Annotated in this window: 10 protein-coding genes; all 10 read right to left on the bottom strand. The window is 67.2% G+C overall.

From position 1 onward, the window contains the following. Positions 1–12: 12 nt before the first annotated feature. On the bottom strand, positions 13–1698 hold the full coding sequence (locus tag ABS767_RS09035; RefSeq protein WP_408078021.1) for a response regulator: 1686 nt from the start codon (positions 1696–1698) through the stop codon (positions 13–15). After that, the gene (locus ABS767_RS09030) at positions 1695–2267 is read right to left on the bottom strand and encodes a chemotaxis protein CheB (RefSeq protein WP_408078020.1); all 573 of its coding nucleotides are present in this window, start codon (positions 2265–2267) and stop codon (positions 1695–1697) included. The genes ABS767_RS09035 and ABS767_RS09030 overlap by 4 nt, the downstream gene beginning before the upstream one ends. After that, entirely contained in the window at positions 2264–3100 is an 837-nt protein-coding gene (locus ABS767_RS09025) for a CheR family methyltransferase (RefSeq protein ID WP_408078019.1), read from the bottom strand. The genes ABS767_RS09030 and ABS767_RS09025 overlap by 4 nt, the downstream gene beginning before the upstream one ends. After that, entirely contained in the window at positions 3097–6540 is a 3444-nt protein-coding gene (locus ABS767_RS09020) for a response regulator (protein ID WP_408078018.1), read from the bottom strand. Before ABS767_RS09020 ends, ABS767_RS09025 begins: the two co-directional genes overlap by 4 nt. Positions 6541–6693: 153 nt before the next feature. Beyond that, positions 6694–7164, bottom strand: a complete 471-nt coding sequence (locus ABS767_RS09015; protein WP_408078017.1) for a hypothetical protein — start codon at positions 7162–7164, stop codon at positions 6694–6696. A 64-nt stretch (positions 7165–7228) separates the two neighbouring features. Further along, entirely contained in the window at positions 7229–9649 is a 2421-nt protein-coding gene (locus tag ABS767_RS09010; protein ID WP_408078016.1) for a caspase family protein, read from the bottom strand. 19 nt (positions 9650–9668) lie between these two features. Continuing rightward, positions 9669–10361 (bottom strand): hypothetical protein, encoded by a 693-nt coding sequence (locus ABS767_RS09005; RefSeq protein WP_408078015.1) that lies wholly within the window; start codon positions 10359–10361, stop codon positions 9669–9671. 130 nt (positions 10362–10491) lie between these two features. Next, positions 10492–12264, bottom strand: a complete 1773-nt coding sequence (locus ABS767_RS09000; RefSeq protein WP_408078014.1) for a CHAT domain-containing protein — start codon at positions 12262–12264, stop codon at positions 10492–10494. Between the two features lie 31 nt (positions 12265–12295). Continuing rightward, a complete protein-coding gene (locus ABS767_RS08995; protein ID WP_408078013.1) occupies positions 12296–12973 on the bottom strand; it encodes a hypothetical protein in 678 nt (225 codons plus the stop codon). A 103-nt stretch (positions 12974–13076) separates the two neighbouring features. After that, on the bottom strand, positions 13077–13769 hold the full coding sequence (locus tag ABS767_RS08990; protein ID WP_408078012.1) for a hypothetical protein: 693 nt from the start codon (positions 13767–13769) through the stop codon (positions 13077–13079). Between the last annotated feature and the right edge of the window lie 3 nt (positions 13770–13772).

Here is a 13772-nt window from a genome sequence, read left to right as displayed (position 1 = left end):
AAACAACTCCGTTCAGCCGGACGTGGCGTCCCGATGGGCGGTCGAGCGGAGGATCAGCGCATCGACGGTCGTCGCCAGCTCCTCCAGCGAGAACGGCTTCTTGATCATCGACATGCCCGCATCCAGGAAGCTCCCGCGCTGCGTCGCATGTTCGGCATAGCCCGTGATGAACAGGATGGGCAGGTCGGGCCGTAGCGCGCGCGCGGCGCTGGCGAGGTCGCGACCGTTCATCCCGGGCATCCCGATGTCGGAGATCATCAGGTCGATGCGCGCATCGGACTCAAGGATGGGAAGCGCTGCGGCGGGCTCGCCGATCTCGATCGCTTCATAGTGGAGTTCCTGAAGCACTTCGCGGACCAGCATGCGTACCGCGTCGTCGTCCTCGACCACCAGCACGCGCTCGCCCGCGCCGCGACGTGCCACGCGCGGCGCTTCGGATACGGCCACCGGCGACGCGGCCGTCGTCGGCAGGTACAGGCGGACCGTCGTCCCATGATCGGGCGTGCTGTCGATCTGCACGGTGCCGCCGCTCTGCTTGGCAAAGCCATGGACCATCGACAGGCCAAGGCCGGTGCCCTGCCCGAGCGGCTTGGTCGTAAAAAACGGGTCGAACACCTTCTCGATGACGTCGGTCGGAATGCCCGTTCCGGTGTCGGACACCGATACGATGACGAACTCGCCAATCCGCAGGCCCAGCGTCGTCGCCGCCTCCGCCGCGGCGATATCGGCATGGCTCGTCGCGATCGTCAGTTCGCCGCCCTCGGGCATTGCATCGCGCGCGTTGATCGCGAGGTTGAGGATCGCATTCTCGAGCTGATGGGCGTCGGCCAGCGCATGGGGCAGATCGGTGCCATGCACCAGCTTCAGCGCGATCTGCTCCGGCAGCGCATGCTCCACCAGCGGCGACATCGAATCGATCAGCTGGTTGATGTCGAGCGGGCGCGGGTCGAGCGACTGGCGCCGCGAAAAGGCGAGAAGCCGGTGCGTGAGCGACGCGGCCCGCTCCGCCGAGCTGGTCGCGGCATCGATGTAGCGATCGGCCTCGTCGACCCGCCCCGCCGCGATCTTGCGGCGCAGCAGGTCGAGCGATCCGATGATGCCGGTCAGCATGTTGTTGAAGTCATGCGCGATGCCGCCGGTCAGCTGGCCGACCGCCTCCATCTTCTGGCTCTGCCGCAGCGATGCCTCGGCGCGCTCGCGCTCGGCGGTCTCGGCCTGCAGCCGGACCAGCGCATGTTCCAGCTCGGCGGTCCGCTCGCGCACCTGCGCTTCCAGCCCGTCTGCCGCTTCGGCCAGCGCGAGGCGTTGCCGGTGCAGGTCGAAGAACACCTTCGCCTTGCCGCGCAGGATGTCGGGCTCGATCGGCTTCTGGATGAAATCGACGGCGCCCGCTTCATAACCACGGAACCGCCGCTGCGTGTCCGAGCTCCCTGCCGTGACAAATATGATCGGAACATGCCGTGTACGCTCGTTTCCGCGCATGAACTCCGCAAGCTCGAACCCATCCATCCCCGGCATCTGAACATCCAACAACGCCAGCGCGACTTCATGGCTGAGCAGCAGTTCGAGCGCCTCTTCTCCCGAGCGTGCGCGCAGGAAGGACAGCCCGTCGCGACGGAGCAGCGCTTCCAGCGCGAGCAGATTCTCTTCGAGATCGTCGACGAGCAGGAAGTGGATGGGTGTGGGCGCGTTGCTCATGATGTTCCAAGCTTCAGAAGGCGATCGGCGATAGCGTCGAGCGACAGCGCCGCGGCGGCGGGACAGCGGGCGAGCGCAGCGGCCGGCATCGCCGCTGCATAGGCGGTGGCCGGCTCCTCGACCAGCACGGTCCCCCCCGCCGCGACCACTGCGGCAGCGCCGCGCGCACCATCTTCATTGGCGCCGGTCAGGACCACGCCGACCAGGTCCGCGCCGTAGCTGTCCGCAGCACTTTCGAACAGGACGTCGATGGACGGGCGCGAAAACAGGACCGGCTCGTCGGCGGAAAGCGCGATACTCCGGTCGCGCTCGACCAGCAGATGGTAGCCCGGCGGCGCCAGATAGGCGGTGGCCGGCGCGATCGGCTCCTTGTCCTCGGGCTCGCGGACGGCAATCGCGCTCTTGGCTGCGAACAGCGGCCTCAGCCCCGACGGGGCGTCCGGCACATGGACGACGATCAATAGCGGCAGAGGATAGTCGGCGGGCAGGCGCGGCAGGATATGCGACAGCGCCTGCACTGCGCCGGCCGATGCGCCGATCACGACCGCCTGGGGCGAAGCGCCGCTCATCCGTCCCGCCGCTGATAGATTTTCTCTTCGCGCACGAATTCGCTGAACGCGTCGGCGTGCGCGGAGAAGCGCAGCGTCTCCTTGGAGCCCAAGCCAAGGAAACCACGCCGGCTGAGCGAATCGCGGAACAGGCCGATCGCGCGATCCTGCAGGGCTCGATCGAAATAGATCATCACATTGCGGCACGAAACGAACTGACACTCGGCGAACACCGCGTCGGTCACAAGGCTATGGTCGGAGAACACGACCTGTGCACGCAGCTTCTTGTCGAACACGGCGCGGCCATAGGCGGTGGTGTAATAGTCCGACAGCGACGACTTGCCGCCGGCGCGCTGATGGTTCTGCGTAAACGCGGCGATGCGGTCGAGCGCATAGACCCCGCTGCGCGCGGCTTCCAGCGCGGCAGGGTTGATGTCGGTCGCATAAATCACCGTACGCGCAAGCAGTCCCTCCTCGTGCAGCAGGATCGCGAAGGAGTAGAGTTCCTCGCCATGGCTGCACCCGGCGATCCACAATTTCAGTGAGGGGTAGGTCCGCAGGTGCGGCAGCACCTTCTCCCGAAACGCGCGAAAATAGCCGGGATCGCGAAACATCTCGCTGACCTGCACGGTCAGATAATCGAGCAGGCGGGTGACCAGCGTATCGCTGTGCAACAGCGCCTGCTGCATCGCCGAGAAATCGGCAAAGCCCAGCTGCTCGCGTGCCTGGCGCAGCCGTCGCTTGATCGACGCGCGTGCATAATGCCGGAAATCGTAGTGATACCGCCGGTACAGTGCCTCCAGCAGGAGATTGATTTCGATGTCCTCGACCGGCTCGGCCGGCGATGGCGTCATCGCGGCATCCATACGCGCACCAGCGAGAGCAGCTTGTCGACGTCCAGCGGCTTGGCCATATAGTCGTTGGCCCCAGCGGCGAGACAGTTGGCCTGGTCGTCCGGCATCGCCTTTGCCGTCAGCATGATGATCGGCAGCTTCGCCCAGCGTCCGTCCGCGCGCAATTGCCGGGTCGCTTCAAGCCCGTCCATCACCGGCATCATCACGTCCATCAGCACCAGGTCGACCGCTTCGGGCGTATCGGCGGCGGCGTTCAGCGCGTCGATCGCCTCCTGGCCGTTGCGCGCGATCACCACCTTGGCGCCGCGCGGCTCCAGGATATTGGTCAGCGAATAGACGTTGCGGACATCGTCCTCGACGATAAGCACGCGCCGTCCTTCGAGCAGCGCGTCGCGGTGGCGTGCCTGCTGGATCATCTTCTGCTGCTCGGGCGGCAGCTCCGAAACGACCTGGTGCAGGAACAGCGTCACCTCGTCGAGAAGCCGCTCGGGCGACTTGGCGCCCTTGATGATGATCGAGCTGGAATAGCGGCGCAGCTTCTGCTCGTCCTCGCGCGACAGATCGTGCCCGGTATAGACGATTACCGGCGGGAAGCCGTGCTCGTCATTGCTGCTCAGCGTCTCGAGCAGCGAGAAGCCCGAGGCATCGGGCAGCGACAAGTCGAGCACCATACAGTCGAAGGTCTGTTCGCGCAGCAGTGCCAGGCATTCGGCCGCGGTCCCGGCTCCGACGGTCTCCACTTCCGGCCCGGCGAGCAGCTTGCCGACCGCTTCACGCTGTAACGGATCGTCCTCTACGATCAGGACGCGGCGCATGGTACGGGTGAGCTGCGCCTCCAGCGCTTCCAGCGCATGCGAGAGTTCCTCGCGCTTTACCGGCTTCACCAGATACCCCATCGCACCGAGCGAAAAGGCGGTCTGGGTCTGGTCGCTCGCCGATACGACATGGATCGGAATGTGGCGGGTGGCATCCTCGCGCTTCAGCCGGTCGAGCACCGCAAGCCCGGACTGGTCGGGTAGCCCGAGGTCGAGCACGATCGCGTTCGGCTTGTGCTCACGGGCGAGCTCGAGGGCTTCCTCCGCAGTACCGGCGACGAGCGTCTGGAAGCCGGCTTCGCGCGAAACGTCGCGGACGATGCCAGCAAAGGTCCGGTCGTCCTCGACCACCAGCAGCACCCGCCGCGTGCTCTCAAGCGTGTCGCGATCGTCCTCGATCGGCGCCAGACGCGGCGCGCGCTTCGTGCTTGGAGCCGGCGCGGTGGCCGCCGTGGGGGCCGCCGTGGGGGCCGCCGGTGCGGCAGTCGGCTCGGGTCGCGCCTCGACCAGCGCCGGATCATAATCGACCGGGATCGTCACGGTGAAGCTGCTGCCGACGCCCGGCTCGCTCTTCAGCGAGATCGATCCGCCGAGCAGCCGCGCCAGCTCACGCGAGATCGACAGTCCAAGCCCCGTGCCGCCAAACTTGCGGTTGATCGCGCCGTCGGCCTGCCGGAACGCGTCGAAGATCGCGCGGTGCTGTTCGGGCGAGATGCCGATGCCGGTATCGGTCACCGTGAGCGCCAGGCGGTCGTCGTCGACCGGCGCGATCGCGAGCGTCACGCTTCCGGCCTCGGTGAACTTGAACGCGTTGGCGAGCAGGTTCTTGAGGATCTGTTCGAGCCGCTGGCGGTCGGTGCCGATGGTTACGGGCGCGTCGCCCGAGATGTCGATCTCGAACGCCAAGCCGCGCTCCTTCGCGATCGGATCGAAGGTCTGGCGCAGATCCGCGACCATGCGGCTGAGCGTGACCGCCTGCGCATCGATATCGATATGCCCCGCCTCAATCTTCGACAGGTCGAGAATGTCGTTGATCAGGTTCAGCAGGTCGTTGCCCGACGCCTGAATGGTGCGCGCATATTGCGTCTGTTCGTCGGTCAGATTGCCGTTCGGGTTGTCGCCGAGCAGCTTGGACAGGATCAGCAGCGAATTGAGCGGGGTCCGCAGCTCATGGCTCATATTGGCGAGGAAGTCGGACTTGTACTGGCTCGCCTGCTCGAGTTCGCGCGCCTTGAGCTCGACCGCGGCGCTGGTACGGGCGAGATCATCGCGCTGCGCTTCGAGCAACTGGGCCTGCTCTTCCAGCTGCGAATTGGTCTGTTCGAGCTCGACCTGCTGCTGTTCGAGCCGCACCGCCGATTCCTTGAGCGCGCGGCCCTGCTCCTCCAGCTCCTCGTTCGAGACCTTGAGCTCCTCGCTCTGCACCTGCAGCTCTTCGGATTGGCGCTGGGTCTCTTCGAGCAGGGTCTGCAGCTCGGTACGGTATTTGGCGGAGCGGAGCGCAACCCCGGCGGGCTGGGCGATGCGCTGGAGGAATTCGAGCATGCCTTCATCGATCGGATGCAGGAAGCCGAGTTCGATCACCGCATTGATCGCGCCGTCTGCATTGAGCGGGGCGATCACCAGGTGACGCGGCGTATCGCGCCCCAGCGCCGAGCCGAGCGTCAGATAGCCCTCCGGCACCTCATTCAGGACTACCGGGCTGCCATCGGCGGCGACGCGGCCGAGCATGCCTTCGCGCAGCGAGAAGCGCTCGGGCACCGTGGCGTCGCCGGGTACGCCCAGCGTCGCCATCCGTTCGAACACGCCATGTTCGCCCTTGAACAGCACGCTCGCCTGCGCGCCCAGATAGGGGGTCAGGAAATCGAGAATGCTGTCGCTCAACTCCCGCACCGTCTTGTCGCCCAGCATCGCCTGGCTCAACCCGACCTCCCCGGCCTGCAGCCAATCCTGACGCTGACGGGCGAGCGTGTTGCGATGAATCAGAAATCCGACAGCCAGCGTGAGTCCGATCCCGAGCAGCGCGGCCAGGACCCCGCTCAGCGTCGCCGTCGCATAGGCGCTGTTCATCTGTTCGAGGCGGATCCCGCGCAGCCGGCGCTCTTCGCCGCGCATCGCGTCGACCTGTGTGCGAAGGGCATCCATCAGGCCCTTGCCCCGATCGGTGTTGACCAGATCGAGCGCCGCCGCGACGCCCTGGGTGCGCCGAACGTCGATCGTCTGCCGCAGCTCGGCGAAACGTTCATCGAGCCGGGGCTTGAGACGACGCAGGTTCGCTTGTTGCGTGGGATTGTCGCCGGTCAGCGATTCGATCGCGGTGACGCTCGCACTCGCCCGGGAAAGCGCATCCTGATAGGGTTCGAGATAGCGGTTGTTGCCGGTCAGCAGGAAACCGCGCTGCCCAGTTTCGGCGTCCTGTACCGCCGACAACAGATTGCCGAGTTCCGTGATCACCTCATGCGTGTGGACGACCCGGCTCGTGTCGGCGCGCAGCGTCAGCATGTTCGAATAGGCCAGCGCGCCGGTGATCAGAAAGAAGATCAGCGCTCCGGCAACGCCGAGTGCGGTGCCGATCCCGATTTTGGCCCTGGAAAGCGGAGTCACCCCGGAATTGGTGGTCGGCATGGATATCGGCGATCCTCAAATGATATGCGATTCCCCCGCTTCCATGGCTGGACGCCGTACGCAAGCCGGAACTGAGCGCTGGGCCGCAGTTGCGCGCGCGGAAATGTTCAGGAGCGAGGTGTGTATTCGGGCGTAGCCGGCGGCGTCGCCGCGTCAGTTGCGCATCGCCGTCCCGATTGCGCGGGCGACCCCGCCGCCCAAGCTGAGCGGCTCGCTCTCCTCGCGGCCGTCGATACGCAGCACGAGCCGCGCGTCGAGCGCCGTGCTGCGATGGTGCCGCGGCCCGGTCATCCCGACCAGCGCCATCCGGTCGGTGGCATTGGCCTCGCTTCGCACGGTGGAGAATGCCGGCGCGGCAAGCCGCCATGCCTGTGGGGTGGTGGGCAGGGCCGGAAGCGAGAAATCGGCACGCGTGGACGGCAGATCGGCGAGTTCGAACCGCGCGGCCTCGCCCGTCAGCTCGGTCTTGCCCGAGCTTTGAACCGAAGAACCGCTGCGGGTCCCGCGATCCGCCAGAAGGATCGCACGCGCCTCGGCAGACACCTTCGTCGGCGAGCCCGACCGGCTCTGCGCACAGACCGGGACGACCGCCACGATGCACCATCCCAGCATGAGCACGCGCATGTTCACCACTGTTCCCTCCAGTGACCGGGCACAGCCTGCCCGATCATGAAAGGCAACGCAATCGTCAGCGCTGCGGCGGCAGTTCGGTGCGCCAGCTGAAGCGCAGCGCCGAGACCGACGTCGGCTTCTTGACCGGGCCGCTGCGGGTCGTCGATCCGACCAGCGCCGCATCGATCAGATCCTCGATCGCAGTTCCCGCCGCGCCATTGTTGCGCATCCGCGTTCCCGCCAGCGTCGGGCCGGCGGCCGCGGCGCACGCCTCGCCATCCTCCGGCCCGGCCACCACGGGGCACTGGACGAGCCGTGCATAGCTCAACGGCACGCCGTCGCTGACGTCGCTCACCAGCAGCACCAGATCGTCGCGCAGCTCGGCGCCCTGGCGCGCGTCGCTCAGATTATACTGGATCACGCCGCTCTCCCCGGCACGCAGGCGGGTGGGATTGTCGGCCTTGATCGCGCTGCGCCCGTCCTGCCCGTCGATCAGCAGGATGCCCCCGTCGGGAGAGAAGATCAGCGGATTGACGTACAGGTCGCTCTTGCCGGTGTTGGTCACCTTGATGAACAGCCAGTCGCAACGCTGGAAGGAGAAGCTCCCCGCCTCGCTTCCGTCGCCGCCGACCTGGCGCGCGTCCTTCGCGACGGCGTAATAGTCGGCGCTGGTGTCGGGACATTGCGCGCCCGCTGGCAGCGCCTGGGGCCGCGCGACATAGAATTCGACCTTTACGTTCTTGGCCGGGTCCTCGCCCGGACCGCCGGTTTCCATCGCCGGGCTGGCGAGCACGCGCTGGAGGCGGCTGAAGCGGGTCGCCTTGACCAGCGCGCCGCCGATCGTGAAGCGCACGCGGACCGCCGGATTGCTGCCCCCGGCCGCCATCGCCGCGCCCAGATCGACGTCGCCGAACGATGCGGTCACGCGCCCCGGCGGTTGGTCGAGCGAGAGCATGTCGCCCTTGAAGGCGAGCACCAGATCCGCATCCTGCCCCGGCTGGACGAAGGTGGCGCCGATATCGGCCGGCTTCATTTCCTTGAGCGCGGCCAGCGCCGCCGCCTGGGCCGGGGTCGGGCTGGCGGGTGCAGCGGGGAGCGCGATGCGATAGTCGAGCTGCACCGGCTGTTGCTCGATCGTTGCAACCAAGCGCACTTCGCGCGACAGCGGCTTGCCGTCGATGTCGCGCACGTCGTTCCATGTCGCCGCCGGGATATCGCCGAAATCGACGGGGACGAGGATCGCCTTATAGGCATCCGCCTTGTCCACCCTGCCGTACAGAATGGTCTTGTCCCCCGCCGGCGAGGTCAGCGACAGGCCGACGATCGTCCCTTCGACCACGCCCTGCAGCTGTCCGGCACTCATTTCCAGCTTTTCGAGCTTCACCGGATCGGTGGATTTGGTGTCCGCGGTGAACACGCGCGCGGGCTTGTAGACCGCCCAGCTGCCTCCGCCCGACGCCGCCACTGCGGTCTTCATTAGCCCGCCCATCACCGGCCGGTCGAGATCGCCGTCGAATTCCGGGCGCGGCGCCTTGTGTCCGTCGATCCCGGCCGTCACGCGGTTCGCCAGATCGCGATAGGAATAGACGCGCGGATTGTTCCAGTTCGCCATCGCATAGACCGTCAGCAGCCCGTGCGCCGCCTGTTCGAGCGGGTCGGCATAGCGCGGCGCCTGATACTGCTTGGCCTGCTGCGCCGAAGGGACCGCGAGCATCCCGACATAGGCGCCCCACCCCGCCTTGCCCTTCGACGTTTCGACGGCCAGATCGCGGACGAAATTGCCGTCGCTCACCGTCGCGAACTTGCGGTGGACCTTGAGCCCCAGCTTCGCCGACGTCGGGGCGCCGTTGTCCTTGCCCGACGCATCACGGTTCGAATCGCCCGAATGGCAGAAATCGGCGAGATAGGTGACGTTGCCGCCCTTCGCGCGGATCGCATCGATCACCGCGCCGATCTCGTCGTCGAGGATCGCGTTCTCGATCTTGGTGGTGCCGTTGGCCGGTCCGGTGTCATAGGGCAGGAACACCTCGTCCAGCCCGTCCGGCTCGGACCCCGCGACCGCCTCGTCCTGCTGCATGCCGTGGCCCGAGAAGCTCAGCAGCACCTCGTCCCCCGGCTGCGTCGTATCGACGATGCGCTTCATCGCGCCGAGGATGGCGAGCCGGGTGCCGACGCCGTCGGGTTTCACCTTGGTCTGGCGCATGCGGGGATTGCCACGCGCCGCCAGGAGTTCGGGCGTCGGCGCGTCGGTGAGCAGCGTCACGTCCTCGGCCTTCGCGCCTTCGCGGATCAGCGTTTCGGCGATCAGGACCGCGTCGTTATACGCGCCGATCATCGGGGAAGCGATGCCGTCCTTGTAATTGACCACGCCGACGATCACCGCGCGAATACGGCCCTTTGCTTCGGGCGCCGGGGGCTGGGGCGCGGCGGGCGATGACGGCATCGCGGCCGCCGTCATCCCGAACGCCGCAAATGCCAGTGCCAGCTGCTTGAACATCAAGCCTCCCCCTTCAGCTTCAATTCGAGACCAGGATCGCGCGCGTCCAGACGCGGCCCCTGTTTTTCAATGTGATACGATATTCCTCGGTGCGTCCGGGTGTCCAGCGACACAGCAGGTCGCGACGCGCAACGCCAGGCAGGGCAGCCGGGCGATCGGTGCAGGCAACACGCCCGTCGCTGTCGGTAACCGCGAGCTCGAGCGCGGCATCGCCGTCGCCGCGCACGCGCACGAGTGCCACCCGTCCGCCCTCCGCCCGCGCGCGCATCGTCAGCGTCCGCTCGGCCGGAAGATCATGGGTATAGACGATCGCGGAGGGCAGGATGCCGCGGCTCGCCTCGGCCTGCGCAGCCTCGATCGCCGCGGCCTTGTCGGGGTCACCGGCGACCCACGCGCGCGCTTCGACCAGCAGCGCTGCAGGGGCAGTGACGGGCAGCTCCTCGCCCGTGCGCGCGCGGCCAAGCACCAGCGGGGCATTCTCGGCGGGCACCAGGACGAAATCGCCTTGGCTCAGCATTCGGGCGGCGACGATCATCATGTCGACGTCGCGGTCGGCGCGGGCGCGGGCGATCAGGTCGCGGACAAGCTCGGCCCGCTCGATCGTCGCGTCGGATGCGGCGGTCTCCGCGCTTACCGCGTCGGGCGGCATAGCCGTCGCCGCCGCGGGCGGCGCCGCGAGCGCGAGCAGGGGAGCAAGCAAAAAGGCGGTCATGACGTTCATCGGGTGTGCGGCGGTCCTGCAACTCATTGGAAACGGATTGCAGGATGACGGGGACGCGCGAAGGGCGCGACCGACAGGTTCTGACAGGCTCGCAAACGCGCTCAAGAAGCCCCGCGCCAGATCACTTGCCGGGCTCCCCGACCAGGGTGAACGCCGCCCAATATTTGGGGCTGACGAACTGCCCCGTACCCTCGTTGCGGACGGTCTTCATCGCCGCCTGCAGCGCACGGGCGCGACCCGCGATGTCGGCCTTCTGGATGTTGTCGAAGGTCTGCTGCATCAGCAGCGAGGTCGCCGCGTCGCTGACCGCCCAGTGGCTGACGAGCAGCGAGCGGGAACCGGCGAACAGGAACGACTTGGCAAGCCCCGACAGGCCGTCCGCGCTCTTGCCGTCCCCCGCGGCGGTGTTGCACGCGGACAGCACCACCAGATCGGCGGGAATCTTGAGCTGCGACACTTCGGACGCGGTCAGCAGGCCGTCGTCCAGCTCGGTCGCCTGCTTGGGCGGGGTGAAGACCAGCCCCGGCTCGGCATTGTCACCGACTTCGGTCGCGAGCAGCCCATGGGTCGAAAACACCACGAAACGTGCGGAGGGGAGCGCCTTGCTGGCCTTGACCGCCGCCTCGGTCGCGGCATCGCCGATCACCACGGTGGATTGCGTTCCGAACGACTTTTGCAGGCTTTCCAGCTCGGCCTTCGCCTGTGGCAGATAGGCGAGCGCGCGCAGCTTTTCGGGGTCGGCGAGCTTGCCCTTGTACATCTGTCCGGCAAGGCCCGGCGTCACGCTGCGGCCGGTCGCCGGCGTGTAGGTGCCGGCCAGCGTCGGCGCGCCATAGGCGGCGAGGGCGACGCCGCCGCCGCGCACCTGGGCATAGGTGGCGGAACCCGCGCGGACCGTGCAGCCGGGATGCGCGTCCGAAGCCTTTTCGATCAGCAGGCAGCGCAGCGACTGCAACGCCGAGACCGATGGAAGCTCCGCCAGCGCATATTTGTCGATCAGCCACGGGCTGGTCGCAACCGCGGCGGGATCGGAATCGGCGCCCTGTGGCGCGGCGGTCACGAGCAACGCGAGCGGGAGCGAGGTCAGCGCGCCGCTGACGTTGGTGAGCAAGACCTGCTTGCCGGCCAGCACGTCTTCGACCGGCGCGATCAGTTCGTAGTAGATCTCGTGCGCCAGCTTGCGATCGAACACCTTCCCTGGCGCTGCCGGCGCCGCCCCCCCGGTCGGTGCACGCGGCGGGCGGACCGATCCACGCGCGCCATCCACCTCCATGCTGGCGCGCAGCTGGCTCACCTTCTCCGCGAGCACGCTGTCCTTCAACGCCTCCGACCGCGACCAGCTGGCCTTTTCGCGCGTCACCGCCCAGGTGTAGCTGGCATCGTCGGAGACGAGGATCACCACCATCGCCTCGTCGGGATTGAGCAGTTTTTGTACCGTCGCGATGTCGAGCGCCTTGGGGCGCGTCAGGTCGAAATATTGCGGGAAGTCCTTGGCGATCCGCGCCTCGATCGCGTCGACTTCGCCGCGCAGCGCAGCGCGGCGCTGGGTCAGCGCGCGACGCTCCTCTTCCGAGACCTGCGCCCCCCGTTCGATCAGCGCGCTGAACTGGCGGTCCACCGCCTCGATCTCGCCCAGTTTCTTGTCGCGTTCCTGCTCGAGCACAGCGAGCGGGCCGCCTCCTGCGGCAAAGCGCGCGGTTGTCCGGTCGAGGGCCGCGGCGGCGCTGGAGATCTGCGCATATTGCGCCGCCTCGAACGCTTCGGAACGGAGCACCTCCGGCGATGGCACCGGCTCGATCTTGATATCGCCTGCGGTCTGCGCCGAACCCGTTTGCGCGGAGAGCGCCGCAGCGAGGACCGGGAGGGCGAGCAGCTTTACGAAACGGGCGTTCATGACTTCTCCTCGTCTCGGTCGACGACCGGTATCAATTGGTGACCATCGCGACCTGCACGTCGCGCCCTCCATGGTTGACGACAACGGCAAAGAACGGCCCGCTCCAGATCGGATTGACGCGACAATAGAGCGTCGCCTTTTGCGACAGGTCCTGGCAGACGAGATTTTCGTTCTCATCGAATATCTTGAGGTCCATTCCGGTCGCGCCTTCGCGCCGGACCCCGATCACCAGCGGCTCACCACCGCGTGCAGCGAAGCGGACACGCCAGCTGGTTCCGGCCGGGAGCATATGCACAGTGCGGATCGCGCAGCTCAGTTTGCAGATCGTTCCCCGGCTTTCCGCGACACGTGCCGCCTCGATCTCGCTGAGCAGGCCGGCGTCGCCGGCGGCGAGACGCGCGGCCTCGGCAAACAGGCTTTGCGCCGTCAGGTCGGGGCTTGCGGACGCGGTTTGCGCCGAAGGCGCGAGGGGAACCGATGCGATCATCCGTGCCGCGACGATCATCGCGCGGGCATCCCCGGCTTCGCGCGCGTGATCCGCCAGCCGATAGGCCAGCGCCAGCGCCTCGACAGCTTCACCGGCCGGCGTCATCGCAATCATTGTGTCGGAAAGATTGGCGCGCTTGGCTTGCATCGCGCCAGCGGGAAGGGCGCTCAGCGCGGTCGCGGCAAGCGCCAGCATCAGGCTCGCAGGACCCAGCTTCCGCATCGCGACCCTCCCCGGACAGGTGCGGCCGCGCCCTGGGCGGGCCGCGTTCCAAGAAAGCCGCCGCCCCGGGGTCCGAAGACGCCGGGGCGGACGGCCGATCGGCTTAGTTGGTCACCAGCGCGACGCCGGTGCCCATGCCACCATGGTTGATCGCCTGCATCGAGAACGGGCCGGTCCAGATCGGGTTGACGCGGCAGTACAGCGTCACATTGTGCGACATGTCCTGGCACACCAGGTTGCCGTTCTCGTCGTAGATCTTCAGGTCGACCGGGGTGGCCGAGTCACGGCGGACGCCGACGACGAGCGGCTCACCGCCACGGGCGGCGAAGCGGACGGTCCAGGTGGTGTTGCCGGGGACATACTGCACGGTGCGGATGGCACCGCCGACCACGCCGCGCGACGCCTCGGCCTGAGCCGCCTCGACTGCCTCGATGATGTCCGCATCACCGGCGGCGAGCGTCTTGGCTTCGGCGAACAGATCGGCCGAGGTCGTCGCCTTGGCTTCGCCCGTGCCCTTGCCGGTGCCTTCGATCTTGCCCTTGTCGGTGCCTTCCTTAACGGTGACCGAATCGACCATCTTGGCGGCGACGATCATCGCGCGCGCATCCTTGTTGGTGCGCGCATAATCGGCAAGGCGATAGCCCAGCGTCAGCGTGTCGACGGCCTTCGAGCTGTCGGTCGCCGGCACTTCCTTGTCGCCGAGATTGGTGCCCTTCTTGTCCTGCGCGATCGACGGCGCGGCCAGCATGCTCGCAGCGACCAGCGCCAGCGCCATCTTCTTGTTGAACTTAACCATTAC

Origin of the sequence: Sphingomonas plantiphila, assembly GCF_046000505.1 — a bacterium.
In the GTDB taxonomy this organism is placed as follows: Bacteria; Pseudomonadota; Alphaproteobacteria; order Sphingomonadales; family Sphingomonadaceae; genus Sphingomonas; species Sphingomonas plantiphila.
The sequence above is the reverse complement of the archived record's forward strand: the minus strand, read 5'-3'. Positions and strand labels throughout refer to the sequence as shown.

What these genes read in the sequence shown, in the direction of transcription:
- ABS767_RS09030 (WP_408078020.1), bottom strand. Translation starts at nt 2,267, where the DNA reads ATGAGCGGCGCTTCGCCCCAGGCGGTCGTGATCGGCGCATCGGCCGGC.
- ABS767_RS09035 (WP_408078021.1), bottom strand. Translation starts at nt 1,698, where the DNA reads ATGAGCAACGCGCCCACACCCATCCACTTCCTGCTCGTCGACGATCTC.
- ABS767_RS09015 (WP_408078017.1), bottom strand. Translation starts at nt 7,164, where the DNA reads ATGCGCGTGCTCATGCTGGGATGGTGCATCGTGGCGGTCGTCCCGGTC.
- ABS767_RS09025 (WP_408078019.1), bottom strand. Translation starts at nt 3,100, where the DNA reads ATGACGCCATCGCCGGCCGAGCCGGTCGAGGACATCGAAATCAATCTC.
- ABS767_RS09005 (WP_408078015.1), bottom strand. Translation starts at nt 10,361, where the DNA reads ATGACCGCCTTTTTGCTTGCTCCCCTGCTCGCGCTCGCGGCGCCGCCC.
- ABS767_RS09000 (WP_408078014.1), bottom strand. Translation starts at nt 12,264, where the DNA reads ATGAACGCCCGTTTCGTAAAGCTGCTCGCCCTCCCGGTCCTCGCTGCG.
- ABS767_RS09010 (WP_408078016.1), bottom strand. Translation starts at nt 9,649, where the DNA reads ATGTTCAAGCAGCTGGCACTGGCATTTGCGGCGTTCGGGATGACGGCG.
- ABS767_RS08995 (WP_408078013.1), bottom strand. Translation starts at nt 12,973, where the DNA reads ATGCGGAAGCTGGGTCCTGCGAGCCTGATGCTGGCGCTTGCCGCGACC.
- ABS767_RS08990 (WP_408078012.1), bottom strand. Translation starts at nt 13,769, where the DNA reads ATGGTTAAGTTCAACAAGAAGATGGCGCTGGCGCTGGTCGCTGCGAGC.
- ABS767_RS09020 (WP_408078018.1), bottom strand. Translation starts at nt 6,540, where the DNA reads ATGCCGACCACCAATTCCGGGGTGACTCCGCTTTCCAGGGCCAAAATC.